The following is a 26,060-nucleotide window of genomic DNA, read 5'->3' as shown; positions in this document are numbered from 1 at the left end:
ACACCCGCCCCAGTCCCCCCTTCCGAGCGAGGAGGCCATGCGCACACCCCGCAGGACCCCGACGGCCGGCGCCGACGCGCCGCCCCCCGCGCGCGGGCGGCGCGCCCACGCCGGACCCCCGGCAGACGAAGGGCCGGACGAACGGACGGACCCGTCGACGGACCCGTCCGTGGACGCGCCGATCCTGCGCGCGGAAGGCTGGCGCCTTCGTCCGCGCACCGTACGAGCCAAGATCGTCTGCCTGCTGATGGTGCCGGTCGTGTCCCTGCTCGCCCTGTGGGCCTACGCCACGGTCAGCACCGCGCAGGACGTCTCCCGGCTGCGCCAGTTGCAGCGCGTCGACTCCCAGGTCCGCGCCCCGGTCGCAGCCGCCGTGGCCGCCCTGCAGACCGAACGGACGGCTGCCGTGCGGTATGCGACCCGTCCCGCACCCGGGCAGGACGCCGGCCTGAGGACGCTCGCCGAACGCACCGACCGGGCCGTGTCCGGCCTGCGGCTCGGCGACGACAGCACCGTCGCCGACGGCCAGGACCTGCCCACAGGCGTGGCCCGGCGTCTCGAGACGTTCGTCTCCGACGCCGAACGGCTGTCCTCGCTGCGAACCGCGGTGCTGGACGGCAGCGCCGGCTGGGAGGCGGCCTACAGCCGGTACACCGGCGTCATCTCCTCCGCCTTCGCGGTCGGCGGCGCCCTCTCCGGCATCCAGGACGCCGAACTCGGCTCCGACGCGCGCGTGCTGCTCGAGTTCTCCCGCGCAGGAGAGGCACTGGCCCAGGAGGACGCCGTGCTCGCCGGCGCACGTGTGCACGGGCGCCTCGACGGAACCCGCCTACGGCTGTTCACCGGCGCCGTCGACACGCGTCGCGCCCTCACCGGATCGTCCACCGCGGACCTGCGCGGACCCGAGCACACCGCCTGGCGTCGTCTCGCCGCCGGCAGCGCCTACGCGGCCCTGAGGGCCTCCGAGGACGGGGTGCTCGCCGGGCGGCCGGGCGCGAAGGCGATCGCGGCTGCTCCGGCGAGCACCTGGGACTCGGCCCACGCCCGCGTGCAGAACGGGATGCGGACCATCGAGGCGGACGCCGGCAGCGACGTCGCCGGCCGCGCCGACCCGCTCACCCGCGGTCTGCTCACCGCAGCCGGAGCCGCGGTCCTGCTGGGCCTCGCCGCCGTCGTCGCCTCGCTCGTCATCTCCGTGCGCATCGGTCGCGGGCTCGTCGTCGAACTGGTCGGCCTGCGCAACAGCGCTCTGGAGATCGCCCGGCGCAAACTCCCCGAGGCGATGGGGAAACTGCGCGCCGGGGAGCAGATCGACGTCCACACGGAAGCTCCGCCCGGGCCACCCGCCGAAGACGAGACCGGCCAGGTCGCCGAGGCCCTGAACACCGTGCACCAGGCCGCTCTGCGCGCCGCCGTGGAGCGCGCCGAACTCGCCAGCGGCATCTCCGGGGTGTTCGTCAATCTGGCCCGCCGCAGCCAGGTCCTCGTCCACCGCCAGCTGAGCCTCCTGGACAGCATGGAGCGCCGCTCCGACGACCCGGACGAACTCAGCGACCTCTTCCGGCTCGACCACCTCACCACCCGCATGCGACGCCACGCGGAAAGCCTGATCATCCTCTCCGGCGCGGCGCCGGGCCGGGCCTGGCGGATGCCGGTCTCCCTCACCAACGTCATCCGCGCCGCCGTCTCCGAAGTCGAGGACTACGCGCGCGTGGAGGTACGGCAACTCCCGGAAACCGCCGTCATCGGCACGGCCGTGGCCGACCTCACCCACCTGCTCGCCGAGCTCGTCGAGAACGCGGCGCAGTTCTCGCCCCCTCACACGCGTGTGCGCGTCACCGGCGAACCCGTCGGCAACGGCTACGCAGTGGAGGTCGAGGACCGCGGCCTGGGCATGGGCAGGGAGACCCTCGACGAGGCCAACCGGCGCATCGCGCAGTCCGAGGCCCTCGACCTGTTCGACAGCGACCGGCTCGGCCTGTTCGTGGTGAGCAGGCTCGCCGCCCGGCACGGCGTCAGGGTGCATCTGCGGACCTCGCCCTACGGCGGCACCACGGCGGTCGTCCTGCTGCCGACGACCCTGCTGCACAGCGGCACGCCGGAGATCTCCGCCCCAGAGGTGACGGCGGGGCAGCCGACGGAACGCGCCTACGCGCGCGTGACCGCAGGCGACCGGCACCCGTCCGGCGACCACGCGTCCGACACCCATGCGTCCCACCTTCACGCGTCCGACGTCCGCACTGCCGACGTGTACGCCTTCGGACCGCACGATGCGCCCGAGCGACCGCTCGACCACCGGCAGGCGGTCGACCCGAGCCCTTCCGGCCGGCGCCGCGAGTCCGTCCCCGCGCCCGTCGAACGTCCCGCACTCGCGGCACCCTCGCAGAGCGCCGCTGAACCGGCCGCCGCCGGTCCACCGCCTCCCGGAGTGACAGCCTTGCGCCTGCACCGTCCCCCGGACGACGGCGAGAACGCCGAAGACGCCGGACACGCTCAAGACACGGACGACCTTCCACGCCGGGTCCGTCAGGCCAGTCTCGCCCCGCAACTGCGCCGTTCGCACTCGGAGGAACAGGCCCGGACGCCCGCCCCGCGCGCCGACGAAGGACGCACTCCCGAGCTCGTACGGAACCGCATGGCCGCGTACCGGGAGGGCTGGGCCCGAGGCGGCGGAAGACAACCCGGCCGCGCCGCGGCCCCGGATTCCGTACCGGGCAGCGAAAGCAGTGAAGGAGACCACGCATGATCCACGACCCGAGCACGAGGTCGGCCCAGCGGTCCGGCGAACTCGACTGGCTGCTGGACGACTTGGTGATGCGTGTGAGCGAGGTACGGCACGCGGTGGTGCTGTCCAACGACGGCCTCGCAGTCGGCGCCTCCACCGACCTCAGACGCGAGGACGCCGAACACCTCGCCGCCGTCGCCTCCGGCTTCCACAGCCTCGCCAAGGGCGCGGGCCGCCATTTCGGCGCCGGCGGCGTACGCCAGACCATGGTGGAGATGGACGACGGCTTCCTGTTCGTGGCCGCCGCGGGCGACGGCTCCTGCCTGGCCGTGCTCACCGCCGTGACCGCCGACATCGGCCTGGTCGCGTACGAGATGGCACGCCTGGTCAAGCGCGTCGGCGAGCACCTCTACACGCCTCCGCGCCTCGCCGCGCGGCCGCCCGCCGTCGGATGAGGCGAGAGTCCGCGCTGATGACCGAGGACATGACCGGCGCCCCGCACGAAGCGGGCAGCCAGTGGTTCGACACCGAGGCCGGCCCACTCGTCCGCCCGTACGCCATGACGGGGGGCCGGACGAAACCCGGCCCCACGGGAGTGCGCTTCGACCTGATCGCCCTGGTCACCCTGGATCCGGGTGCGCCCGGCACGGAAGGCATGGCGATCGGACCGGAGCACCGTACCCTCGTCGGTCTCTGCAGCGAGGACACCCAGTCCGTCGCGGAACTCGCGGCCGGCGCCGACCTGCCCGTGGGCGTGGTCAGGGTGCTCCTCGGCGATCTGCTGGAACTGGGATGCGTCACCGTCAGCCGCCCGGTCCCGCCCGCGCAGCTGCCCGACGAGCGGATCCTGCGCGAGGTGATCGCGGGGCTGAGAGCCCTGTAGACGAACCTCTCCGACCGCCCCGGAGGCGCACGGAACCCACGGCGCCTCCTCCGTACCGAACCTGCTCCTACCGAGCCTGCTCCGTACGGAGTCTCCTCCGTTCCACGTCGGCCATGGCCGACGCCCCGAACCCGATCCGCGAACCCGAAACCCCAACCCGAAACCCGAACCCGACCCGAACCCGAGAGAAGTGATCCATGGTCTCCGAGCACTCCCACGCCGCCGACGGCGAATCGGCCCCCATGGCGTTGAAGATTCTGGTCGCCGGCGGGTTCGGCGTGGGCAAGACCACCATGGTGGGCGCGGTCAGTGAGATCAAACCGCTGCGCACCGAGGAACTGCTCAGCCAGGCAGGCCAGTCGGTGGACGACACCGACGGCGTGGACCAGAAGGTCACGACCACCGTCGCGATGGACTTCGGCCGCATCACCATCCGTTCCGGGCTCTCCCTCTACCTGTTCGGCACTCCGGGGCAGGACCGCTTCTGGTTCCTGTGGGACGAACTGTCCCAGGGGGCGCTGGGCGCGGTGGTTCTGGCCGACACCCGGCGGCTCGAGGACTGCTTCCCCGCGGTCGACTACTTCGAGCACCGCCACATTCCGTTCGTGGTGGCCGTCAACTGCTTCACGGGCACGCGGACGTACGGCGCCCCGGACGTGTCGCGCGCGCTCGACCTCGACGCGGGCACCCCGGTGGTCCTGTGCGACGCCCGAGACCGCGACTCGGGGAAGGAGGTGCTGATCCGGCTGGTCGAGTACGCCGGGCGGATGCACACGGCCCGCTTACTGGACTCGGTCGGCTGACCTCCCCGTCGGCTGCGACATCGGCTCGCGATGCCCTGCGCCGGCACGGACCGTCGGAATCCGGCCGGTGCACAGGGTGGAGACAGCCGACTTCTCGCCATGCCGCCGTGCTCCTTGCTCCGGCGGCCGTCCCTGGGGAAGGCTGATGGGCGGATCCTCCGGTGAGCCGGGCGATCGCACGGGGACGGCATACGGGGAATGTCACACGGGGAGCGGGGCATGGCGGGCAACCAGGGAATGGGCCGGCTGTTGGACGATCTGACCGAGCGCGTCGACCACGTACGGCACGCGCTCGTCCTGTCCGACGACGGGCTGGTGGCGGGCGCGAGCACCGGAATGCGCCGGGAGGACGCCGAACACCTCGCCGCCGTCGCGTCCGGCCTCCACAGCCTCGCGAAGGGCTCGGGGCGTCACTTCGGGGCGGGCCGGGTACGTCAGACGATGATCGAGTTCGATGACGCGGTGCTGTTCGTCACCGCGGCGGGCGCCGGCAGTTGCCTGTGCGTGCTGAGCGGGGTGGACGCCGACATGGGACGCATCGCCTACGAGATGACCCTGCTCGTCAACCGGGTCGGCGAACACCTCACCGTGGACGCCAGGCACCCCGACCGCGCCCCGCTGACAGACATCTGACCTGCGCTTTCACCCTCCCCTCCGGAGTTATCCACAGGCCGCCACGAATTCGGCGATCGCGGGTACGGTTTTTTTCCGAGGCCGCCGCGGACGACGCGGGCCTGCTTCACTCCACTCACTCCACGGGGAGATCGACCATGTCCGGAAACACCGTCGCACGTCTGCACCCCACAACCCTCGCGCCCGGTCGGGCGGCACGCGAACTGGGCCTGAAGCGCAGCGAGTTCGACCTCGGCGTGCACCTCGGGCGCATCAGGACGACACCCGACGAAGGAGGAGGGGGCCGACGGGTGGCCCGCGCCGAGATCGACCGCCTGCGGGCGGAACCGGGCTTTCCCGAGACACTGCGCCGGCGGGTGCAGGCTGTGGGCACCGGCGAGGGCGCCGCCGTCCTGGAGGTGCCGCCCACCCGGTTCACCCGTCTCGCACGGGTGGGGCTGGTGGTGCCCGTCAAGTTCTACCTCAACAGGTACCGGGCCGTCGTATGGCTGTATCTCGCCGAAGAACTGCGGCAGTTCGCGGCCGACCGGACGAACGCGTTCCTGCTCACGGGCCGGACGCCCGAGGTGCTGCGCAGCCAGCTGGCCGCAGGCGTCGACCTGCGGCCCCGGAACTGGCGGGGACGCCACCTGGGCTTCCTGCTCCGGCAGACGGACGACCCCTGGCAGCGTGCCGGAGTGCTGGCGGCCTTCCTCGGCCCGCCGCATGTCGCGGAGATCGTCGACGACCCCTACGAGCGCTCGCACCTGAACAGGTTCCGGCCGGTGCCGCCGGCGTACGGAGCCCCGGGTTCTCCCGCCGCCCAGCTGATCGAGAAGATCATGACCGCACAGGACCGCGACGAGATCGACTGGCTGAGCTCCGACCTGGCGAACACCCTGGCCGAGGCCCGTACCGGGCAGCCCGCGCCGCGCCCCCTCCCGAAACCCGCCCGGCAGGGTCCGTCACCGCGCTACGGCCGGCCTGACGCACCGGACACGCGGGACCGGTCATACGCATACGGCGGGTCCGACGGGTCCGTTGCGTCCGATGAGCCGAGCCCGTCGACGCGCGGCCTGTTCGGCTGGCTGCGCCGCCGCAACGGCTGACGCGCGGCCTACAGCGCGCGGAAAAGACCTTCCTGGACGACGGACACCAGCAGCCGCCCCTCCAGGTCGTAGATGCGGCCCCGGGCCAGCCCACGCCCGCCCGTGGCGATCGGCGACTCCTGGTCGTACAGGAACCACTCGTCCGCGCGGAACGGCCGGTGGAACCACATCGCGTGGTCCAGCGACGCCATGTCGAAGTTGCGCGGACCCCACAGCGGCTCCACCGGGAGGCGGACCGCGTCCAGAAGCGTCATGTCGCTGGCGTAGGTGAGCGCGCAGGTGTGGACGAGCGGATCGTCGCCGAGCGGCCCGACGGCACGCATCCACACCGCGCTGCGCGGCTCGGCGTCCTTGACGTCCTCGGCGGTCCAGCGCAGCCGGTCCGCGTACCGGATGTCGAAGGGTTGACGGCGCGCCATCCGCTCCAACTGCTCGGGCAGCGCCCCCAGATGAGCCCGGATCTCGTCCGTGACGGTCGGCAGGGACTCCGGGTCCGGCACCTCACGCGCCGGCGGCAGCTGGTGCTCGAAAGGACCTTCCTCAGGCTGATGAAAGGAGGCGGTGAGATTGAAGATCGTCCGCCCTTGCTGCACGGCGGTGACCCGGCGGGTCGTGAACGACCGGCCGTCGCGCACCCGTTCCACCTGGTACACGATGGGGACGCCCGGCCGCCCCGGGCGCAGGAAGTACGCGTGCAGCGAGTGCACGGGCCGGTCGCCCTCGGTGGTCCGGCCGGCCGCGACGAGCGCCTGGCCGGCCACCTGGCCGCCGAAGACCCGCTGCAGCGACTCGTGCGGGCTGCGGCCCCGGAAGATGTTGACCTCGATCTGCTCCAGGTCGAGCAGGTCGACGAGTCTCTCGGCCGGATTCGTCATCGGTGCGCTTCTCCTGTGCCCTCTGCTGTGCCTGGTCCCATTCCGGCGGCCGCGGCCGCCGCTGCGCTCACAACTGGCCGACGGACGTGACGCGGACGACCGCGCGGCCCTCGGCGTCGGAGGCCGTGAGGTCTACCTCCGCGCTGATGCCCCAGTCGTGGTCGTCGTTCGGGTCGTCGAAGATCTGACGGACGCGCCACAGCGCGTTCTGCGGCTCCTCCTGGATGACGAGCAGCTTGGGACCCCGCGCGTCGGGGCCGGTGCCGAGGTCGTCGTACTCGTCCCAGTACTTGTCCATCGCCTCGCCCCAGGCGTCGGCGTCCCAGCCGGCGTCCGCGTCCAGCTCGCCGAGTTGGGCGACGTGGTCGAGTGCGGCGAGCTCGACACGGCGGAACATCGCGTTGCGGACCAGGACCCGGAAGGCACGCGCGTTCGCCGTGACCGGCTTGACCTCGTCGGCCTTCTCCTGCGCCTCCTCGGCGGTCATCTCCTCCGGGTTGGCGAGCTGCTCCCACTCGTCCAGCAGACTCGAGTCCACCTGGCGCACCATCTCGCCCAGCCACGCGATCAGATCCTGCAGGTCCTCGGACTTCAGATCGTCCGGGACGGTGTGGTCGAGCGCCTTGTAGGCGCCGGCCAGGTACCGCAGCACGATGCCCTCGGTACGGGCCAGCTCGTAGTGGGAGACCAGCTCGGTGAACGACATCGCCCGCTCGTACATGTCACGGATGACGGACTTCGGCGACAGCGGATGGTCGCCCACCCACGGATGGCTCTTGCGGTAGGTGTCGTACGCGTGGAAGAGCAGCTCCTCCAACGGCTTCGGGTACGAGACGTCCTGGAGGCGTTCCATGCGCTCCTCGTACTCGACGCCGTCCGCCTTCATCGCGGCCACCGCCTCGCCGCGCGCCTTGTTCTGCTGGGCGGCCAGGATCTGGCGCGGGTCGTCCAGGGTGGACTCCACGACGGAGACCATGTCGAGGGCGTAGGAGGGCGACTCGGGGTCCAGCAGCTCGAACGCGGCCAGCGCGAAGGTGGACAGCGGCTGGTTCAGTGCGAAGTCCTGCTGCAGATCCACGGTGAGGCGCACGACACGGCCGGAGGCGTCCGGCTCGTCGAGCTTCTCCACGACGCCGCCGTCCAGCAACGACCGGTAGATCGCGATGGCACGCCGGATGTGCCGCAGTTGCTGCCTGCGCGGCTCGTGGTTGTCCTCCAGCAGGTGCCGCATCGCCGCGAAGGCGTTCCCGGGGCGGGCGATCACGGACAGCAGCATCGTGTGCGTGACCCGGAAGCGGGACGTCAGAGGCTCCGGATCGGACTCGATGAGCTTGTCGAAGGTGCTCTCCGTCCAGCCCACGAATCCTTCCGGCGCCTTCTTGCGCACCACCTTGCGGCGCTTCTTCGGGTCGTCGCCGGCCTTGCTGAGGGCCTTCTCGTTCTCGATGACGTGCTCGGGCGCCTGCGCGACCACCAGTCCCGCCGTGTCGAACCCGGCGCGGCCGGCCCGGCCCGCGATCTGGTGGAACTCACGGGCCCGCAGGGTGCGCACCCGGTTGCCGTCGTACTTGGTGAGCGCGGTGAACAGCACCGTCCGGATGGGCACGTTGACGCCGACGCCGAGCGTGTCCGTGCCGCAGATGACCTTCAGCAGACCGGCCTGGGCGAGCTTCTCCACCAGCCGCCGGTACTTCGGCAGCATGCCGGCGTGGTGGACGCCGATGCCGTGCCGCACGTAGCGGGAGAGGTTCTGGCCGAACTTGGTGCTGAAGCGGAAGTTGCCGATCAGGTCGGCGATCCGGTCCTTCTCCTCACGCGAGCACATGTTGATGCTCATCAGTGCCTGTGCCCGCTCCACCGCCTGCGCCTGGGTGAAGTGCACGATGTAGACGGGGGCCTGCCGGGTGTCCAGCAGGTCGGTGAGGGTCTCCGTCATCGGGGTGTACCGGTACTCGTAGGACAGCGGCACGGGCCGGGTCGCCGAGCGGACCACCGCCGTGGGGCGGCCGGTGCGCCGGGCGAGGTCCTTCTCGAAGAAGGACACGTCGCCCAGGGTCGCCGACATGAGCACGAACTGTGCCTGAGGCAGCTCCAGAATGGGGATCTGCCAGGCCCAGCCGCGGTCGCCCTCGGCGTAGAAGTGGAACTCGTCCATGACGACCTGGCCGACGTCCGCCTGCTTGCCGTCGCGCAGCGCGATCGAGGCGAGCACCTCGGCGGTGCAGCAGATGACCGGGGCGTCGGAGTTCACGGACGCGTCGCCGGTCAGCATGCCGACGTTCTCCGTGCCGAAGATCTTGCACAGCTCGAAGAACTTCTCCGACACGAGCGCCTTGATCGGAGCCGTGTAGAAGGTGACCTCGTCGCGGGCGAGGGCCGCGAAGTGCGCGGCCGCGGCGATCATGCTCTTGCCGGAGCCGGTGGGCGTCGAGACGATCACGTTCGCCCCGGAGACCACCTCGATCAGCGCCTCCTCCTGATGGGGGTAGAGCGTCAGACCGCGCTCCTGCGCCCAGGACTGGAAGGCTTCGTACAGGGCGTCGGGATCCGCGGTCGGCGGGAGCTGATCGATGAGGGTCACGACCCCATCTTGCCTGCCCCCGGTCCGGAGAGGGGAATCGGATCCCGACGAGAAGATCATGGCAGCTACGCTGTGTCGCCGACGGAGCGTCATCGCGCCCGGTCAACTGGACAGCGGTACATGAGGGATAGGGCGGGCAAGGGCCATGATGGGACCAGCACACTCACTGTCGGGCGCCGCCGCCTGGCTCGGCGTCGGTGCGGCCGCGGCCGCGGCCGGACACACCATGCCGTGGCCGGTCCTGCTCGCCGGTGCGCTGATCTGCGCCGGCGCCGCGCTCGCGCCGGATCTCGACCACAAGGCCGCCACCATCTCCCGGTCCTTCGGTCCCGTCTCACGCTGGCTGTGCGAGATCGTCGACAAGCTCTCCTACGCCGTCTACAAGTCCACCAGGAAGCAGGGCGACCCGCGCCGCTCCGGCGGGCACCGCACGCTCACGCACACCTGGCTGTGGGCGGTCATGATCGGCGCGGGCGCCTCGGCGCTGGCGATCACCGGTGGCCGCTGGGCGGTGCTGGGTCTCCTCTTCGTGCACATGGTGCTGGCGATCGAGGGCCTGCTGTGGCGGGCCGCCCGGGGCTCCAGCAGCGACGTCCTGGTGTGGCTGCTCGCCGCGACCAGCGCGTGGATCCTGGCCGGCGTTCTGGACAAGCCCGGAAACGGCTCGGCCTGGCTGTTCACCCAGCCCGGCCAGGAGTACCTGTGGCTGGGGCTGCCCATCGTGCTCGGCGCCCTGGTGCACGACATCGGGGACGCCCTGACCGTCTCGGGTTGTCCGGTGCTGTGGCCCATCCCGATCGGGCGCAAGCGCTGGTACCCGATCGGCCCGCCCAAGGTGATGCGGTTCCGGGCGGGCAGCTGGGTCGAGCTGAAGGTGCTGATGCCCGTGTTCATGGTGCTCGGGGGAGTGGGCGGGGCAGCCGCCCTCAACTACATCTGACCCGTAACGCCGTACATCCGACCGGTGGCTCCGCCGGGGCGGCCGGCCGCGGCATCGTCCGGCGGCCCGGCGGCGGGACCGTCCGTCCACCCGGCTGCGACACCGTCCGTGGACCCGGCGGCCGCCGCGGCTCAGGTCATCGCCCCACCGTCGCCGTAGCGGCGCTCGAAGCGGGCGACGCGCCCCTCGGTGTCCACGGTGCGCGACTTGCCGGTGAAGAAGGGGTGGCTCTCCGAGGAGATCTCCACGTCCACCACCGGGTAGGTCTCGCCGTCGTCCCACTCGATCGTCTGTTCGCTGGTCGCGGTGGACCGGGTCAGGAAGGCGTAGCCGGCGGTGCGGTCGCGGAAGACGACCGGGTGGTAGTCGGGCTGCTGGTCCTGCTGCATGCGCGCTCCTCGTGCGGTGGCGGTGGCGGTGGCGATGGCGGTCGCGGCGGCCCGCCGCGAACGGGCCGGTCGACCCGGCGGGGGTCAACCGGACAGGGCGTCCTCGTCGACGATGTGCATGGCGGCCTCCTCCGCCGACGCGGCCGCCCCGTCGATGCCCACGTCCGTGGCGACCAGCGCGCTCTCCTCGTCCTCGTGGGCCCCCTCGTCGGGCGCCACGAGCCGGCCGGAGCGTGCGGCTCCGACCTCGTTGTCGAGGAGTTCCCCGTCGGTGCCGTCGCAGTCGCCCAGACCGTCACCGTCGGGTACTGCGAGGTCGGGGCGTTCCTCCGCGAGCCGCTGGTCCAGAGTCTCTCCCCGGTGGCGCTCCGCGGCGGTCACCCCGTCGTGTTCCACGGCCCAGGGCCGGTCCGGAGGGGACCAGCCGCGGTCGAGCGGGTCGTCGACGCCGTCGTCCTCCAGGGTGTCCTCCGCGTCGAGCAGCCCCGCGTCGTCCTGGATGTCGGAGGAGTCGGGCTGGTAGACATCGTCTCCCCATCCGTCGGCGCTGGTCACGGCTACCTCCAGGGGGTGACTGGCCCGATCTCACCGCGGTCGGCGACGGGCTGCCGCCGCACGGGGCACCGGCCGGTCTCGTCGTGTCTTTCCGGATGGATCCCGACGGTCGCCCGCACGGGTGCCGATATCCAGCGTTCCACCCCTGATCGGTTCCCCGCAACGCCAGACCGCTCGGCGCGGCGCCGCCACCGCGCCCGCTCGGCGGCGGCGCGGCCGCGACCAGCGAGTGCTCGCGCCGAGCCCCGCTCCTTCGGTGCCCCCGGAACCGGCGCGGGTGGCACCCGCGCCGGGGACACCACGGGCGCCTGCCGGTTCACGTACCGCGGCGGCGGGTTTCCGGGCGAGGCGCGTACCTCCTCATCCGTGCCACGAACGCCAGAGGGCCGCGTAGGCCCCGTCCGCCGCGACCAGCTCCGTATGGCTGCCGAGCTCGCTGATCCTGCCGTTCTCGACGACGGCGATGACGTCGGCGTCGTGCGCGGTGTGCAGACGGTGGGCGATGGCGACCACGGTGCGGCCCTCCAGGACGCGGGCCAGGGACCGTTCGAGGTGGCGTGCGGCGCGGGGGTCGAGCAGCGAGGTCGCCTCGTCCAGGACCAGCGTGTGCGGGTCGGCCAGCACCAACCGGGCCAGTGCGATCTGCTGGGCCTGCGCCGGTGTGAGCAGCACGCCGCCGGAGCCGACCTCGGTGTCGAGACCGTTGTCCAGGGCCCGCGCCCAGCCGTCCGCGTCGACGGCGCCCAGGGCCGCCCACAGTTCGGCGTCCTCGGCGTCGGTGCGGGCGAGCCGGAGGTTGTCGCGCAGGGCGCCGACGAAGACGTGGTGCTCCTGGTTGACGAGCGCCACGTGCGAGCGAACCCGTTCGGCGGTCATCTGCGACAGCTCGGCCCCGCCCAGGGTGACCCGGCCGTCGCGGGGCGCGTAGATCCCGGCGAGCAGCCGACCCAGGGTGGACTTGCCCGCGCCGGACGGGCCGACCAGCGCCAGCCGGGTGCCGGGGGACACTTCGAGGGACACCTTGCGCAGCACGTCGACGCCCTCGCGGTAGCCGAAGTGGACCTGGTCCGCGAGTACGTCGCGACCGTCCGGCGCCACCCCGGTGTCCCCGGCGTCCGGCTCGATGTCGCGCACACCGACGAGGCGCGCCAGCGACACCTGGGCCACCTGGAGCTCGTCGTACCAGCGCAGGATGAGGTTCACCGGGTCGACGAGCATCTGCGCCAGCAGTGCGCCGGTCGTGAGCTGACCGACGTCGATCCAGCCCTGCAGCACGAACGCCCCGCCGAGCATGAGGACCGAGCCGAGCACGGTGACGTGCACCATGTTGATCACCGGGAAGAGCACGGACCGCAGCCACAGGGTGTAGCGCTCCCACGCCGTCCACTGCTGGATGCGCTGCTCCGAAAGCGCGATGCGGCGCTCGCCGAGACGGTGGGCCTCGACGGTGCGGCCCGCGTCCACGGTCTCGGCGAGGGCGGCGGCCACAGCCGCGTAGCCGGCGGCCTCGGAGCGGTACCCTGCCGGCGCCCGCCTGTAGTACCAGCGGCATCCGACCACCAGCAGCGGCACCGCGATGAGCACCGCGGGTGCCAGCGGAGGCGAGGTGATCACGAGTCCGCCGAGCAGCAGCAGGGCCCACATCACGCCGATCGTGAGCTGGGGCACGGCCTCCCGCATCGCGTTGGCCAGCCGGTCGATGTCCGTGGTGATGCGGGACAGCAGGTCGCCCGTTCCCGCCCGCTCGAGCACGCCGGGCGGCAGCCGGACCGACCGGACGAGGAAGTCCTCGCGCAGGTCGGCCAGCATCCGTTCGCCGAGCATCGCGCCGCGCAGCCGTACCTGCCGTACGAAGGCGGCCTGGACGGCCAGGGCGAGCACGAACAGCGTCGCGGTGAGCCCGAGGTGCAGTTCCGGTGCTCCTTCCGACAGCCGTTCCACCGTGTCGCCGAGCAGCCAGGGGCCCACCATGGAGGCGACCGTCGCGACGGTGTTGACGAGCAGGAGGAGCAGGAAGGCGCGCCGGTGCCGACGCAGGAGTTCGGCCACGTAGGCGCGTACGGTCGCGGGGGCTCCGACGGGCAGGGTGTTCGCCGTCGTCGGTGCTGCCGGGTCGTAGGCGGGCGGCGCCACGCCGATCATGCCGTCTCCTCGATCTCTTCGAGCTCGTCGCGTGCGAGTTCGTCGGCTTCCAGGTTCTTCAACACATCGTTCAGGGGCGCCTGCCCGGTGTCCGGTGCTCCGCCCGCCACGGATACGGGGCCCGTTCCCCGGGCGGCCTCCTCGTCGGTCTCCCGGGTCACCACGGCCCGGTACCGGGGCTCGGAGTGCAGCAACTCGCGGTGTGCGCCGATCGCGACGGCCTCGCCCTCGTGCACGAGCACGACGCGGTCGGCACGGTCCAGCAGCAGCGGAGAGGACGTGAACACGACGGTCGTGCGTCCCTCGCGCAGGTCGCGCATGCTCTCGGCGATGCGGGCCTCGGTGTGCGAGTCGACGGCGGAGGTCGGCTCGTCGAGGACGAGAACCTCGGGGTCCGTGTACAACGAGCGTGCCAGTGCGAGGCGTTGGCGCTGCCCGCCGGACAGGGACCGGCCGCGTTCGGTGATGCGGGCGTCCATCGGGTCGTCGGCGTCGAACGAGCCCTGGACGAGCGCGTCGAGGACGTCGCCGCACTGGGCGGCGGCCAGCGCGGCCTGCGTGTCGACCGCGCCGGAGGCGGGTACGTCGAGCAGGTCGCGCAGCGAACCGGACAGCAGCACGGGGTCCTTGTCCTGGACGAGGACGGCCGATCGCGCCGAGTCCAGCGGCAGTTCGTCCAGCGGGACGCCGCCGAGCAGGACCGACGGGCCGTTCTCCGAGGGGTGTCCGCCGAGGCGTTCCGCCAGCCGTCCGGCCGCGTCCGGGTCGCCGCACACCACGGCGGTCAGCTGCGAGGCCGGGGCGAGGAGACCGGTCGCCGGGTCGTACAGGTCGCCCGAGGGGGCGTCGGCCGGCCGCGACCCGCCGATGTCCTTGGCCCGCTCGAGGGACAGCACGCCGGCGGCCCGGGTCGCCGACGGGCGGGAGAACGAGTAGGCCATCGCGATCTCCTCGAAGTGCCTGAGCGGGTAGGTCAGGACCATCACGGAGCTGTAGACCGTGACGAGTTCGCCGACGGAGATACGACCCTCGCGGGCCAGGTGGACGCCGTAGACGACGACCGCGATCAGGAGCAGGCCCGGCATCAGTACCTGGATGGCGCTGATCAGCGACCACATGCGTGCGCTGCGCACGGCCGCGTGCCGGACCTCCTGCGAGGCGCTGCGGTAGCGCTCGAGGAAGAGTTCCTCGCCGCCGATGCCACGCAGCACCCGCAGGCCGGCCACGGTGTCCGAGGCGAGTTCGGTGGCGCGTCCGGCCTTCTCGCGCTGGTGGTCGGCCCGCTGGGTCGCCCTGGGCAGCAGGGGCAGGACCGCCAGGGCCAGAGCGGGCAGGCCCACGGCGACCACGACGCCGAGCGCCGGCTGGTACACGACCAGGCCGACGCAGACCAGCAGCACCGTGATCGCGGCGGCGGTGAAGCGGGACACGGCCTCCACGAACCAGCCGATCTTCTCGACGTCGCCCGTGGAGACCGCCACGACCTCGCCGGCCGCGACGCGCCGGGTCAGCGCGGAGCCGAGGTGCGAGGCCTTGCGGGCGAGCAGCTGCTGGACCCGTGCGGCGGCGGTGATCCAGTTGGTGACGGCGGCGCGGTGCAGGAAGGTGTCGCCGATCGCGGTCGCGGCACCGCACAGAGCCATCACGCCGCCGGTGAGGGCCAGTCGGGTTCCGGAGCGGTCGACGACGGCCTCGATGGCGAACCCGACGCAGAACGGCTGCGCGGAGACGGCGACGAAGTGCAGCAGACCCCAGGCGAGGGCCTTGAGCTGGCCGCCCAGCTGGTTGCGGCCGAGCCACCACAGGAAGCGGGGGCCCGAGCGTACGTCCGGCACACCAGGGTCGGGATACGGAAGGTCTTGGATCTGCATGACGTCCCAGTGGCTCGAGTCAGAGGGGGGATGGGGAGGGGGCGGGGAGGGGGGAGGGGGGAGGGGAGGGACAACCGGAATGGCGACGGACGGCTTTGCGGGAAGCGGCAGCAAACCGTGCAAGGTTGACGGCGCAGGGTGGTCAGAATCAACCGGTTTTCCATCGCGGCGGCGGAATCCGGCAGCCGTCCGATGGAGTCATGATGTCCGTAACCTTCCCCGAAAGTCCGGAAAGTGATGCGAGCCTGACCCGATGCGACATGGTGAAGTGCGGAGCGCGGGAACCGCCTTGGCGGTGTTCGCTCTCCTGTTCGCGGCGTCGTTCGCCTGCGGCGACGCGACCGGTGGCGACCCGACGGGCGGCAATGGGGGCGACGGAAGCGGCGGCGGTGGCGGCGGTGGCGGTGACGTCCCGCCGAAAGTGACCGCCGCTCCCCGGATCCCGGGCGTAGGGACCCGGTGGCAGCGGCGGATTCCCACGGATACACGTCAGGTCGTGGCGGTCTACGGCGACGGGAAGGACGCGGCCGGCTCCACCGTCGTCCTCTACGTCAAGCGTGGCCCGAACTGGGTGCGCGTCCGAAGCTGGCCGGGGCACAACGGCAAGAAGGGGTGGACGCCAGGGCACCGGGCCGGCGACAACCGCAGTCCGGTCGGCGTGTTCACCCTCACCGACGCGGGCGGCGTCCTGGCCGACCCGGGGAGCAGGCTCCCCTACACGCGGTCCGCCGCCTTCGCGGCGCCACGCTGGTGGGCGCGTTCGCACTGGCACGACTTCGACTACGTCATCGCCATCGACTACAACCGCGTCAAGGGCGCCCCGCCGGACGATCCGACGCGGCCCGAGGGTGAGGAGAAGGGCGGCGGCATCTGGCTGCACATGGACCACGGAAGCGGCACGTCGGCCTGCGTCAGCCTGTCCGGGGCCGCGATGGAGTACCTGTTGCGCACGCTCGACCCGGAGCGGCATCCGGTGGTGGCCATGGGTGACAGGGCCGCGTTGAAGACCTAGTGCTTGCGGTGGAGACAGGGCCGGCCGTACGGCTCCACGAGCTGCCGCGGCCCCCGACCGGCGGCGGGGGAGGGGGCGCAGACGGGGGATCGTCGGGTGTCCCGGACGGTGGTGCGAGCGATGAGTCTCGGGCGACGGGATTTACAGATTGGCAACACGGGGGTCTTGTGCGCTGTCGTCATGGCCTCCAAAGTGATCGCTACGGAATTCGCTTTCCGTATCGCAGAAGTACCCCTCCTCGCTTCTGTGTGCCACCGCGCCCCTAGGAGTGCCCGTGCCGTCGTCCGTCCCGTCCCCGCCGCGACGCGTCGCACGCATACTGCGTACCTCACTCTTCGCGCAGGTCGCCTGCGCGCTCGTGCTCGGCGTCGTCGTCGGAAAGCTGTGGCCCGACGTGGCCACGGATCTGCAGCCGCTCGGCGACGGCTTCACGCGGCTGATCAAGACGATCATCTCGCCTCTGGTGTTCTGCGTGGTCGTCGTCGGCATCGCCAAGGCCGGAGACCTGAAGGCGTTCGGCCGTATCGGGCTCAAGGCCCTGATCTGGTTCGAGGTCGCGAGCACGCTCGCCCTGCTGATCGGACTGCTGGCCGCCAATGTCGTCCGGCCGGGTTCGGGGATGAACGTCGACCCGGCCACGCTCGACGCCTCGGCGGTGGACGCCAAGACGGGCGGCGGGTCGCTGCCCACGACCACCGAGTTCATCGTGCACTCGCTGCCCACCAGTTTCGTCGGCGCCTTCGCGGAGAACTCTCTGCTCCAAGTGCTCATCCTGGCCTGCCTGGTGGGTGCCGCGCTGCTGCACCTCGGCCACACCAAGGTGCCCAAGGTGCTGCCGGCCGTCGAACAGGCCCAGGAGATCATCTTCGCGATCGTCGGCTTCGTCATGCGGCTCGCGCCGATCGCCGTGTTCGGTGCGATGGCCGTCCTGATCGGCAACTACGGCCTCGGCGTGATCGAGACCTACGGCAAGCTGATCATCCTGTGCTACGCGGCCGCGGCCCTGTTCGTCACGCTGCTGGCGGTCGCCCTGCGCCTGGTCACGGGGCTGAGCCTGTGGAAGTTCCTGCGCTACATCCGCGAGGAGCTGCTGCTCGCGCTCGGCACGGCCTCCACCGAGTCCGTCATGCCGCGCGTGATGCAGAAGCTGCGTAAGGCGGGCGCCCGCGAGGACGCCGTGGGCCTGGTGCTGCCCACGGGGTACTCCTTCAACCTCGACGGCGCGTCGCTCTACCTGTCCATCGGGACGCTGTTCATCGCCCAGGCCGTCGGCGTGGACCTCAGTATGAGCCAGCAGATCACCGTGGTCCTGGTCCTCATGCTCACCAGCAAGGGCATGGCCGGCATCCCCGGGTCGGCCTTCCTCGCCCTGTCCGCGACCGCCTCCTCGCTGGGGGCCATCCCCGCCGGCGCCGTGGCCCTGTTGCTGGGCGTCGACCGCATCATGGACTCGATGCGCGTCGTCACCAACCTGCTCGGCAACTGCGTGGCGGTCTTCGCCGTCTCCCGCTGGGAGGGCGCGCTGGACGTGGAGCGGGCGAAGAAGGTCCTGGACGGCGAGGTCGTCGCCGAGGCCGAAGAGGAGCCGGCGGAGCCGGAGACGACGGAGGGAGCCGCGAGCCCGGCGGGTCCGGTGAGCCCGGCGTCTTCTGCGGGCCCGTCGGGTTCCGTGAGCCCGGAGGCGTCCGACGGCGTCCCGGTCGTGGTCGTCCCCCCGCCGCTCGGCAAGGAAGCCGCCTCCGAGAACAGGTGACGCACGGCGGCTCCGCGACGGGCCGCGGCGCTTCCCCGGCACTGCCGGAGAAGCGCCGCGGCCCGTCGCGCGTCGTTCAGCAGTTCGGGCCCGGGGGCCGCTCCGCGTGGGGCGCCCCGCGCCCCGGTTCCGCCGGGTCGCCCACGCCCACCAGGGCGTCCAGCAGTCCGCTCAGGACCTGGCGCTCGAGGTCCGTCAGCGGATCCAGGATCTCCTCCGCGGCGGACCTCTTCGCGCCCTGCAACTCCCGCAGGGCCGCGCGGCCGTCGTCGGTGAGCTCGATCCTGATGACCCGGCGGTTGGTGGGGTCGGGCGCCCGCCGCACCTTGCCGCTCGCCTCCAGCCCGTCGACCAGTGTCGTGACGGCCCGGGGCACCACCTCCAGCCGCGCGGCGAGGTCGGCCATGCGCGGCGGCGCGTCGCAGTGCGCCAGCGTGCGCAGCAACCGGGACTGGGCCGGGGTGACGCCGAGCCCGCTCTGCTGCAGATGGCGCTTCTGGATGCGGTGCACCCGACGCGTGAGCCGCAGCAGCTGCTCGGCTAGCAGGCCGTCGGAATCGGGGGTGGTCATGGGGGAACAATATCAGGATGCCGTTCATTGTGAGTATAGGTAACAATGAGCTATGCTCCGTCCGTTCTCACCGTCTCACCCTCCGTAGGAGCCATGCCCCGCGACCACATCGACTGGACCCCCTCGCCCGGCGCCGCGCCCGACCAGCCCCGGCAGGTGCGCCGCATCCTCAGACTCTTCAAGCCCTACCGCGCCCGCCTCGCGGTGGTCGGCCTCCTGGTCGCCGCCTCGTCGCTGGTCGCCGTGGCCACCCCGTTCCTGCTGAAGGAGACGCTCGACGTCGCCATCCCCCAGGGGCGCACCGGCCTGCTCAGTCTGCTCGCCCTCGGCATGATCTTCAGCGCCCTCCTCAGCGGAGTCTTCGGCGTCCTGCAGACGCTGATCTCCACGACCGTGGGCCAGCGCGTCATGCACGATCTGCGCACCGCCGTCTACGGGCGTCTGCAGCGCATGTCCCTCGCCTTCTTCACGCGTACGCGTACCGGCGAGGTGCAGTCCCGCATCGCCAACGACATCGGCGGCATGCAGGCCACCGTCACCTCCACCGCCACGTCCCTGGTATCCAACTTCACCAGCGTGGTCGCCACGATCATCGCGATGGTCGCGCTCGACTGGCGGCTGACGGTCGTCTCCCTGGTCCTGCTGCCCGTCTTCGTGTGGATCAGCCGCCGCGTCGGCAACGAACGCAAGAAGATCACCACCCAGCGGCAGAAGCAGATGGCCGCGATGGCCGCCACGGTCACCGAGTCGCTGTCGGTCAGCGGCATCCTGCTGGGCCGCACCATGGGCCGCGCCGACTCCCTCACCCGGTCCTTCGCGGCGGAGTCGGAGCAGCTCGTCGACCTCGAGGTGCGGTCGAACATGGCCGGCCGCTGGCGCATGGCCGTGATCGGGATCGTCATGTCCGCCATGCCGGCCGTCATCTACTGGACGGCGGGCATGACGCTCCAGGTCGGCGGCCCCGACGTGTCGCTGGGCACCATCGTCGCCTTCGTCTCGCTCCAGCAGGGCCTGTTCCGGCCCGCCGTCAGCCTGCTGTCGACCGGCGTGCAGATCCAGACCTCCCTGGCGCTCTTCCAGCGCATCTTCGAATACCTCGACCTGCCCATAGACATCACCGAGCGCGAGGAACCGGTCCGCCTCGACCACGTCAAGGGCGAACTCCGCTTCGAGGACGTCACCTTCCGGTACGACGACAAGGGCGAGCCCGTCCTCGACGGCGTCGACGTCACCGTCCCGGCCGGCGGCAGCCTCGCCGTCGTGGGTCCGACCGGCGCCGGCAAGTCGACGCTCGGCTATCTGGTGCCGCGTCTGTACGACGTGACCGGGGGCCGGGTCACCCTCGACGGCGTCGACGTGCGCGACCTCGACTTCGACACGCTCGCCCGCGCGGTCGGCGTCGTCTCGCAGGAGACGTACCTCTTCCACGCGACGGTCGGCGACAACCTGCGCTTCGCGAAGCCGGACGCCACCGACGAGGAGCTGTACGCGGCGGCGCGAGCGGCGCAGATCCACGACCACATCTCGGCGCTGCCCGACGGCTACGACACGGTCGTCGGCGAACGCGGTCACCGGTTCTCCGGGGGCGAGAAGCAGCGCCTGGCGATCGCCCGCACGATCCTGCGCGATCCGCCGGTGCTGATCCTCGACGAGGCGACCAGCGCCCTGGACACCCGCACGGAGCGCGCCGTCCAGGAGGCCATCGACGCGCTCTCGGCCAACCGCACCACGCTCACCATCGCCCACCGCCTGTCCACCATTCGGGGCGCCGACCAGATCGTCGTCCTCGACTCGGGCCAGGTGGCCGAACGGGGCACGCACGAGGAGCTGTTGGCGCTGGCCGGCCGGTACGCGGCCCTGGTGCGCCGAGACGCACGACTGGAGCCGACAAGATGAAAATATGCCCGGTTATGCCAGATTTGTGAGGTTATCGGGGTTACCGTGCCCGCATGCACATGAACACTCCGCCACGGAGCACGATTCGACTGACGCGCCGGGGCCGTCTCGTCCTCATCGCGACCGGAGCCGTCGTGGCCGGCGCCGCCGTGGCGGTGCCGCTGCTGAGCGTCGAGACGCCGCAGGAGAAGGCGGCCGAGGCGCCGCCCACCCTGGTCGTCCCCGAGGGCTGGCGGGCGAGCCAGGTCTACGAGGCCGTGGACAAGGCGCTCGCGCTGACCCCTGGCACCACCAGAAAGGCGCTGCCGGGAGCCGGTCTGAAGCTGCCGAACGATGCCGCGGGCAACCCCGAGGGCTATCTCTTCCCGGCGACGTACCCCCTGGACAAGAACTCGACGCCGCAGACGCTGCTCACGTACATGGTCGCCACCGCGAACAAGAGGTTCAGCGGAGCGCCCGTCGCGGCCGGCGCCCAGCGCAACGCCCTGAACGTCTATCAGGCGGTCATCGTCGCCAGCCTCGTCCAGGCCGAGGCCGCCACCAAGGCGGACATGGGCAAGGTGGCCCGGGTCGTCTACAACCGCCTCGAACGCGGCATGCCGTTGCAGATGGACTCGACCATCAACTACGCGCTGAACCGCTCCACCCTGAAGACGACCGAGAGCGACACCCGCATCGAGAGCCCCTACAACTCCTACCAGCGCATGGGTCTGCCGCCCACCCCGATCGACAACCCCGGCGAGGAGGCGATGCGCGCCGCCCTCAGTCCGACGCCGGGCGACTGGCTGTACTTCGTCACGGTGAGGCCCGGTGACACGCGTTTCACGTCGAGCTTCGTGGAGCACCAGCGCAACGTCGCCGAGTTCAACCGCCGGCAGAGCCCTCGGGCGACTCCGCAAATGAGCCCTGCGAAGACTCCGAGGAGCACTTCGGCGGCGGCGCGATGAGCTGATCGGAGCCGCTGCTGCCGGGCGGCCCGGCGGGCCGTCAGGCAGCAGCGACCGGCTCCCGCGCCAGCAGCCGCCGGATGTCCCGTACGGCGGAGCGCCCGGCCCGGTTGGCGCCGATGGTGCTGGCCGACGGTCCGTAGCCGACGAGGTGGACGCGTGGATCGGCGACCGCGCGCGTGCCCTCGAGGCGGATCCCGCCGCCCGGCTCCCGCAGCCGCAACGGCGCGAGATGGTCGACGGCGGCGCGGAAGCCGGTCGCCCAGACGATCACGTCGGCGGCGACCTGCCGGCCGTCGTCCCAGATCACGCCGTCCGGGGTGATCCGGTCGAACATGGGCAGCCGGTCCAGCACCCCGTCGGCCAGCCCCTGCCTGATCGCGTCGTTCAGCGGCAGCCCGGTCACCGAGACCACGCTCTTCGGCGGCAGCCCCTGCCGCACCCGCTCCTCCACGAGCGCGACGGCGGCGCGGCCCGCGCCCTCGTCGAAGGGTCCCTCACGGAAGACCGGAGGCCGCCGCGTCACCCACGTGGTGGCCGCCGCGTACGGCGCGAGCTCCAGGAGGTGCTGCGTGCCGGACGCGCCGCCGCCCACCACGACCACCCGCCGTCCGGCGAACGGCTCGGGGCCCGGGTAGCGAGCGGTGTGCAACTGCCGTCCGCGGAAGGTCTCCTGACCCGGATAGCGCGGCCAGAACGGCCGGTCCCAGGTGCCGGTCGCGTTGATCAGCGCCCGCGTGGACCATGCGCCGTCGGAGGTCTCGACCAGCAGCCGCCCGTCGGCGCCGTCCCGTACGGCCCGCACGTCGACGGGCCGCCGCACGCGCAGGCCGAAGGCGCGCTCATAGGCGTCGAAGTACTCGGCGACCACCTCGGAGGACGGCCGGGACGGGTCGGCGCCGGTCAGCTCCATGCCGGGCAGTGCGTGCATCCCGTGCACCTTGCCGTAGGTCAGCGACGGCCACCGGAACTGCCACGCGCCGCCCGGCGCGGGGGCGTGGTCGAGCACCACGAAGTCGCGCTCCGGCTCGAAACCGCTGCGCCGTAGGTGGTAGGCCCCGGCCAGACCGGCCTGACCCGCCCCGATGACGACCACCTCGACCTCACGCACGTTGTTCACGTTTCTACCAACGGCGCGACGGGCGTGGATCTTCCCCGAGCGCCGACGGCCTCCGTCAGGTGCGTGCGCGGCCGGCTCATGCGCCAGGATGGAGGGCATGTCAGACGCGTTCACCACCCGAGTCCTCCATGTGTCCTCCGGCTCCCGGGAGAGGGTCGTCGACCTCACCGGTGACTGTGAGGAGTTCCTGCGTGAGGCGGCCGACGGTCGCGACGGCCTCCTGAACGTCTTCGTGCCGCACGCCACGGCCGGCGTCGCGATCATGGAGACGGGCGCCGGCAGCGACGACGACCTGCTGACCGCCCTGCACACACTCCTGCCGGCCGACGACCGTTGGCAACACCGGCACGGAAGCCCCGGCCACGGCCGCGACCACGTGCTGCCGGCCCTGGTCCCGCCCCATGCGACCCTGCCGGTCGTGGACGGGAGGCTGGAACTCGGCACCTGGCAGTCCGTGTGCCTGGTGGACACGAACCGTGACAACGCGGACCGCCAGGTGCGTCTGAGCTTCCTGGGTCGGTGAGCTTCCTGGCTCACCGAGCCGCCGCGGACGGCCTCCCGGGCGGAGTGGCGCCCCGAGCCGATCGGCCGAAGGAGTGCCCGGGGGTTAGTGCGGCCGCTGCGAATCGTGCGGCCCGTGTGATGCGCGCGGTCTCTGCGGTCCGTGCAGTCCCCGCGGCCCATGGGGCACGCGCGGCACGCGCGGTGAAAGGTAGTGCGCCTGTGCATGCCGTGGTAGTCTGGACCTAGTTGCAGTTGTGGTTCCCGAATCTTCAAGTGCCTCTACGGCCGTAGCCGTGGGGCGTTTTTTGTATCTCCGGTGCTTATCCGGACGGGGTTCATTTGTGGCAACACAAGAGGTTCACACGGTGTGAACCTCTGGGCACTGCCCCGAAGGAGATGTGACATGGCTACTGGCACCGTCAAGTGGTTCAACTCGGAAAAGGGCTTCGGCTTCATCGAGCAGGACGGCGGCGGCCCCGACGTCTTCGCCCACTACTCGAACATCGCCACCCAGGGCTTCCGTGAGCTCCAGGAAGGCCAGAAGGTGAACTTCGACGTCACGCAGGGCCAGAAGGGCCCGCAGGCGGAGAACATCACTCCCGCCTGATGCCGAAGCGCGCGCGATAGCTGGGGTCCCACCGTTCGGTGGGACCCCAGCTTCCTGCTTTCTGCGTTCCGTTGGAATGCTGTCATTCTTGTATTCGGCTCGTACTTGCAATTCATCCGGCTCAAGCCTGTCGGGAATTCCTCGATGCGTGCCCCTCGAGGAAGGTTCTCCGTGAGCCGTTCAGCTCGCACGAACGACCGTTTCCGGCCGCAGGGCCGCGGGCGCCCCGGCGCCGCTCCGGGTGGCGGCGGACGTCGTCCCGCCGTGCAGCAGGGGGAGTTCGCGCCGCCGGACACCCTCACCCCGGCACTTCCCGCCGTCGCGACCTTCGGCGAACTGGACCTGCCCGCCGAATTGCTGAGCACGCTCACCGAACTCGGTGTGCACGAGCCGTTCCCCATCCAGGCCGCCACCCTGCCCAACTCCCTCGCGGGGCGCGACGTCCTGGGCCGCGGGCGGACCGGGTCCGGCAAGACGCTCGCCTTCGGCCTGGCGCTTCTGGTGCGCACGGCGGGACAGCGTGCCGAGGCGCGCAAGCCGCTGGCCCTGGTCCTCGTCCCGACGCGCGAACTGGCCCAGCAGGTCACCGACGCGCTCACCCCGTACGCCCGGTTGCTGAAGCTGCGGCTCGCCACGGTGGTCGGCGGCATGTCGATCGGCCGGCAGGCCGGTGCGCTGCGCGCCGGGGCCGAGGTCGTCGTCGCTACGCCGGGCCGCCTCGCGGACCTCGTCGAGCGCAAGGACTGCCGTCTGGACCGGGTGAAGATCACCGTCCTCGACGAGGCCGACCAGATGGCCGACATGGGCTTCATGCCCCAGGTCACCGAACTTCTGGACCAGGTACGCCCCGACGGCCAGCGCATGCTGTTCTCGGCCACTCTGGACCGCAACATCGACCTCCTGGTCCGCCAGTACCTCCATGACCCGGTCGTGCACTCGGTCGACCCCTCGGCGGGTGCGGTCACCACGATGGAGCACCACGTGCTGCACGTGCACGGCGCCGACAAGTACGCCGCCGCCACCGAGATCGCCGCGCGCGACGGACGCGTGCTCATGTTCCTGGACACCAAGCACGCGGTGGACCAGTTCACCAGGCACCTGCTGGGCAGCGGCGTGAAGGCCGCGGCACTGCACGGCGGCAAGTCCCAGCCCCAGCGCACCCGCACCCTGGCCCAGTTCAAGACCGGTCATGTGACGGTGCTGGTGGCCACCAACGTCGCGGCCCGGGGCATCCACATCGACGATCTCGACCTCGTCGTCAACGTGGACCCGCCCGCCGACCACAAGGACTATCTGCACCGCGGCGGACGCACCGCCCGCGCCGGCGAGTCGGGCAGCGTGGTCACGCTGGTGCTGCCCAACCAGCGCCGGGACATGGCCCGCCTCCTGTCCGACGCGGGCATCAGGCCGCAGGTCACGCAGGTCCGTTCGGGCGAGGCCGAGCTCAGCCGCATCACCGGCGCCCAGGCTCCCTCCGGCGTCCCGCTCCCCGGCAGCGGATCGGCCGCCGAGCGACCGAAGCGGGGCGGGGCCCCCTTCCGCGGCATGGGCGCCCGGCCCGGGAGGGCCGGCGGCGACTCCCGCCGGTCCGCCGAGGCACGCCAGATCGCCGAGGCGCGCAAGGCGGCCCGGATCCGCCGCGGCGCATAGGACACGCGGACCGGCACGGGCGGCCCCGGACCGGCCGCCCCCGGTTCTCGACTTAAGCGAGAGGCCGGCCGGGCCGCCGTGCACCACGACGGGCCGGTCCGTGGTCGTCAGCGGCACGACGGGCCGGTCCGTGGTCGTCAGCGGCACGACGGGCCGGTCCGTGGTCGTCAGCGCCGCGGACGCTCCAGGGTGAGGAGCAGGCCCTCGACCGCGCCGGGACCGATGCGGCCCTTGACGTCGGCGGAGGTGATCGCCTTCAGGGCCCAGCCGTCCTCGGCGTGCTTGTTGAGCACCTTCTCCAGCTTGTCGCTGTCCAGCGCGTCGCCGATCAGCGACTCCCGGAAGGTGACGACCTTGTACTCGAGTGCGTGCGGGTTGCTCATGGCGGGGGCCTTCCTGCGGATGGACTGGCTGCCGGAACGGGACCAGCCAATCACCGGTCGGCGTCACCGGCCACGGCGGGGTGCGGCTGCCGTTCCCTCGGCCGGGTGACGCCGGCGACTGCGGGCCGGTGA

At 71.6% G+C, this 26,060-nt stretch carries 23 protein-coding genes; 14 read left to right on the top strand and 9 right to left on the bottom strand.

Annotated features, from left to right (window positions below; all coding sequences use genetic code 11):
* Positions 1-37 precede the first annotated feature (37 nt).
* From QF032_RS05945 to QF032_RS05920, 6 genes are all read left to right on the top strand, one after another.
* Positions 38-2,746, top strand: a complete 2,709-nt coding sequence (locus tag QF032_RS05945) for a sensor histidine kinase (protein ID WP_307055221.1) — start codon at positions 38-40, stop codon at positions 2,744-2,746.
* Complete coding sequence (locus QF032_RS05940) at positions 2,743-3,180, top strand: roadblock/LC7 domain-containing protein (protein WP_306954565.1); 438 nt, start codon at positions 2,743-2,745, stop codon at positions 3,178-3,180. Before QF032_RS05945 ends, QF032_RS05940 begins: the two co-directional genes overlap by 4 nt.
* 17 nt (positions 3,181-3,197) lie before the next feature.
* On the top strand, positions 3,198-3,608 hold the full coding sequence (locus QF032_RS05935; protein WP_307055219.1) for a DUF742 domain-containing protein: 411 nt from the start codon (positions 3,198-3,200) through the stop codon (positions 3,606-3,608).
* A gap of 197 nt (positions 3,609-3,805) precedes the next feature.
* Complete coding sequence (locus QF032_RS05930) at positions 3,806-4,411, top strand: GTP-binding protein (protein ID WP_306954568.1); 606 nt, start codon at positions 3,806-3,808, stop codon at positions 4,409-4,411.
* Between the two features lie 219 nt (positions 4,412-4,630).
* Positions 4,631-5,044, top strand: a complete 414-nt coding sequence (locus QF032_RS05925; protein ID WP_307055217.1) for a roadblock/LC7 domain-containing protein — start codon at positions 4,631-4,633, stop codon at positions 5,042-5,044.
* 137 nt (positions 5,045-5,181) lie between these two features.
* Entirely contained in the window at positions 5,182-6,132 is a 951-nt protein-coding gene (locus QF032_RS05920) for a DUF6397 family protein (RefSeq protein ID WP_307040674.1), read from the top strand.
* 8 nt (positions 6,133-6,140) lie between these two features.
* Here QF032_RS05920 and QF032_RS05915 read toward each other — a convergent pair whose 3' ends face one another.
* Positions 6,141-7,007: an acyl-CoA thioesterase gene (locus QF032_RS05915; protein WP_307040673.1), complete on the bottom strand. Its 867-nt coding sequence runs from the start codon at positions 7,005-7,007 to the stop codon at positions 6,141-6,143.
* Positions 7,008-7,074: 67 nt separating this feature from the next.
* Positions 7,075-9,588 carry a DEAD/DEAH box helicase gene (locus tag QF032_RS05910; protein WP_307055215.1) on the bottom strand — a complete coding sequence of 838 codons (2,514 nt, stop codon included), beginning with the start codon at positions 9,586-9,588 and terminating at the stop codon, positions 7,075-7,077.
* Positions 9,589-9,733: 145 nt separating this feature from the next.
* Here QF032_RS05910 and QF032_RS05905 point away from each other — a divergent pair, with 145 nt between their 5' ends.
* A complete protein-coding gene (locus QF032_RS05905) occupies positions 9,734-10,528 on the top strand; it encodes a metal-dependent hydrolase (RefSeq protein WP_306954575.1) in 795 nt (264 codons plus the stop codon).
* 131 nt (positions 10,529-10,659) lie between these two features.
* Here QF032_RS05905 and QF032_RS05900 read toward each other — a convergent pair whose 3' ends face one another.
* From QF032_RS05900 to QF032_RS05885, 4 genes are all read right to left on the bottom strand, one after another.
* Positions 10,660-10,917 carry a type B 50S ribosomal protein L31 gene (locus tag QF032_RS05900; RefSeq protein ID WP_306954576.1) on the bottom strand — a complete coding sequence of 86 codons (258 nt, stop codon included), beginning with the start codon at positions 10,915-10,917 and terminating at the stop codon, positions 10,660-10,662.
* 84 nt (positions 10,918-11,001) lie between these two features.
* Entirely contained in the window at positions 11,002-11,472 is a 471-nt protein-coding gene (locus QF032_RS05895; protein ID WP_306954577.1) for a DUF5709 domain-containing protein, read from the bottom strand.
* Positions 11,473-11,832: 360 nt separating this feature from the next.
* The gene (locus QF032_RS05890) at positions 11,833-13,614 is read right to left on the bottom strand and encodes an ABC transporter ATP-binding protein (protein ID WP_307040669.1); all 1,782 of its coding nucleotides are present in this window, start codon (positions 13,612-13,614) and stop codon (positions 11,833-11,835) included.
* Positions 13,611-15,485 carry an ABC transporter ATP-binding protein gene (locus tag QF032_RS05885; protein WP_307040667.1) on the bottom strand — a complete coding sequence of 625 codons (1,875 nt, stop codon included), beginning with the start codon at positions 15,483-15,485 and terminating at the stop codon, positions 13,611-13,613. Before QF032_RS05885 ends, QF032_RS05890 begins: the two co-directional genes overlap by 4 nt.
* 253 nt (positions 15,486-15,738) lie before the next feature.
* On the opposite strand from QF032_RS05885, the gene QF032_RS05880 reads away from it, so the two are divergent.
* Positions 15,739-16,497, top strand: coding sequence for a hypothetical protein (locus QF032_RS05880; RefSeq protein WP_307055213.1), 759 nt, complete (start codon positions 15,739-15,741; stop codon positions 16,495-16,497).
* 274 nt (positions 16,498-16,771) lie between these two features.
* Positions 16,772-18,250 carry a cation:dicarboxylate symporter family transporter gene (locus QF032_RS05875; RefSeq protein WP_307040662.1) on the top strand — a complete coding sequence of 493 codons (1,479 nt, stop codon included), beginning with the start codon at positions 16,772-16,774 and terminating at the stop codon, positions 18,248-18,250.
* 76 nt (positions 18,251-18,326) lie between these two features.
* Here QF032_RS05875 and QF032_RS05870 read toward each other — a convergent pair whose 3' ends face one another.
* The gene (locus QF032_RS05870) at positions 18,327-18,821 is read right to left on the bottom strand and encodes a MarR family winged helix-turn-helix transcriptional regulator (protein WP_307040660.1); all 495 of its coding nucleotides are present in this window, start codon (positions 18,819-18,821) and stop codon (positions 18,327-18,329) included.
* A 93-nt stretch (positions 18,822-18,914) separates the two neighbouring features.
* Between QF032_RS05870 and QF032_RS05865 the strand changes: the two genes are divergently transcribed.
* Positions 18,915-20,717, top strand: a complete 1,803-nt coding sequence (locus QF032_RS05865; RefSeq protein WP_307055211.1) for an ABC transporter ATP-binding protein — start codon at positions 18,915-18,917, stop codon at positions 20,715-20,717.
* A 53-nt stretch (positions 20,718-20,770) separates the two neighbouring features.
* Positions 20,771-21,664, top strand: coding sequence for an endolytic transglycosylase MltG (gene mltG / locus QF032_RS05860; protein ID WP_307055209.1), 894 nt, complete (start codon positions 20,771-20,773; stop codon positions 21,662-21,664).
* 40 nt (positions 21,665-21,704) lie between these two features.
* Here the strand turns inward: mltG and QF032_RS05855 are convergent, their stop codons facing one another.
* Complete coding sequence (locus QF032_RS05855; protein ID WP_307055207.1) at positions 21,705-22,784, bottom strand: NAD(P)-binding domain-containing protein; 1,080 nt, start codon at positions 22,782-22,784, stop codon at positions 21,705-21,707.
* Positions 22,785-22,881: 97 nt separating this feature from the next.
* Here QF032_RS05855 and QF032_RS05850 point away from each other — a divergent pair, with 97 nt between their 5' ends.
* The 3 genes from QF032_RS05850 (at position 22,882) to QF032_RS05840 (ending at position 25,545) form a co-directional block, all read left to right on the top strand.
* Complete coding sequence (locus tag QF032_RS05850) at positions 22,882-23,307, top strand: secondary thiamine-phosphate synthase enzyme YjbQ (protein ID WP_307040652.1); 426 nt, start codon at positions 22,882-22,884, stop codon at positions 23,305-23,307.
* A 384-nt stretch (positions 23,308-23,691) separates the two neighbouring features.
* On the top strand, positions 23,692-23,895 hold the full coding sequence (locus QF032_RS05845) for a cold-shock protein (RefSeq protein ID WP_020125862.1): 204 nt from the start codon (positions 23,692-23,694) through the stop codon (positions 23,893-23,895).
* 144 nt (positions 23,896-24,039) lie between these two features.
* Entirely contained in the window at positions 24,040-25,545 is a 1,506-nt protein-coding gene (locus QF032_RS05840) for a DEAD/DEAH box helicase (RefSeq protein ID WP_307040650.1), read from the top strand.
* A gap of 167 nt (positions 25,546-25,712) precedes the next feature.
* Here the strand turns inward: QF032_RS05840 and QF032_RS05835 are convergent, their stop codons facing one another.
* Positions 25,713-25,928, bottom strand: coding sequence for a DUF4177 domain-containing protein (locus tag QF032_RS05835; protein WP_057582602.1), 216 nt, complete (start codon positions 25,926-25,928; stop codon positions 25,713-25,715).
* Positions 25,929-26,060: the final 132 nt, after the last annotated feature.

This window comes from Streptomyces achromogenes, assembly GCF_030816715.1.
GTDB lineage: Bacteria > Actinomycetota > Actinomycetes > Streptomycetales > Streptomycetaceae > Streptomyces > Streptomyces achromogenes_A.
This window is presented reverse-complemented; position numbering and strand designations above follow the sequence as displayed.

Bases quoted from the DNA above. Each gene is read 5' to 3' on its own strand.
- QF032_RS05880 (WP_307055213.1), top strand. From the start codon at position 15,739: ATGCGACATGGTGAAGTGCGGAGCGCGGGAACCGCCTTGGCGGTGTTC.
- mltG (WP_307055209.1), top strand. From the start codon at position 20,771: ATGCACATGAACACTCCGCCACGGAGCACGATTCGACTGACGCGCCGG.
- QF032_RS05905 (WP_306954575.1), top strand. From the start codon at position 9,734: ATGATGGGACCAGCACACTCACTGTCGGGCGCCGCCGCCTGGCTCGGC.
- QF032_RS05940 (WP_306954565.1), top strand. From the start codon at position 2,743: ATGATCCACGACCCGAGCACGAGGTCGGCCCAGCGGTCCGGCGAACTC.
- QF032_RS05915 (WP_307040673.1), bottom strand. From the start codon at position 7,007: ATGACGAATCCGGCCGAGAGACTCGTCGACCTGCTCGACCTGGAGCAG.
- QF032_RS05835 (WP_057582602.1), bottom strand. From the start codon at position 25,928: ATGAGCAACCCGCACGCACTCGAGTACAAGGTCGTCACCTTCCGGGAG.
- QF032_RS05900 (WP_306954576.1), bottom strand. From the start codon at position 10,917: ATGCAGCAGGACCAGCAGCCCGACTACCACCCGGTCGTCTTCCGCGAC.
- QF032_RS05945 (WP_307055221.1), top strand. From the start codon at position 38: ATGCGCACACCCCGCAGGACCCCGACGGCCGGCGCCGACGCGCCGCCC.
- QF032_RS05935 (WP_307055219.1), top strand. From the start codon at position 3,198: ATGACCGAGGACATGACCGGCGCCCCGCACGAAGCGGGCAGCCAGTGG.
- QF032_RS05870 (WP_307040660.1), bottom strand. From the start codon at position 18,821: ATGACCACCCCCGATTCCGACGGCCTGCTAGCCGAGCAGCTGCTGCGG.
- QF032_RS05925 (WP_307055217.1), top strand. From the start codon at position 4,631: ATGGCGGGCAACCAGGGAATGGGCCGGCTGTTGGACGATCTGACCGAG.
- QF032_RS05840 (WP_307040650.1), top strand. From the start codon at position 24,040: ATGCGTGCCCCTCGAGGAAGGTTCTCCGTGAGCCGTTCAGCTCGCACG.
- QF032_RS05920 (WP_307040674.1), top strand. From the start codon at position 5,182: ATGTCCGGAAACACCGTCGCACGTCTGCACCCCACAACCCTCGCGCCC.
- QF032_RS05885 (WP_307040667.1), bottom strand. From the start codon at position 15,485: ATGCAGATCCAAGACCTTCCGTATCCCGACCCTGGTGTGCCGGACGTA.
- QF032_RS05930 (WP_306954568.1), top strand. From the start codon at position 3,806: ATGGTCTCCGAGCACTCCCACGCCGCCGACGGCGAATCGGCCCCCATG.
- QF032_RS05865 (WP_307055211.1), top strand. From the start codon at position 18,915: ATGCCCCGCGACCACATCGACTGGACCCCCTCGCCCGGCGCCGCGCCC.
- QF032_RS05845 (WP_020125862.1), top strand. From the start codon at position 23,692: ATGGCTACTGGCACCGTCAAGTGGTTCAACTCGGAAAAGGGCTTCGGC.
- QF032_RS05850 (WP_307040652.1), top strand. From the start codon at position 22,882: ATGTCAGACGCGTTCACCACCCGAGTCCTCCATGTGTCCTCCGGCTCC.
- QF032_RS05890 (WP_307040669.1), bottom strand. From the start codon at position 13,614: ATGATCGGCGTGGCGCCGCCCGCCTACGACCCGGCAGCACCGACGACG.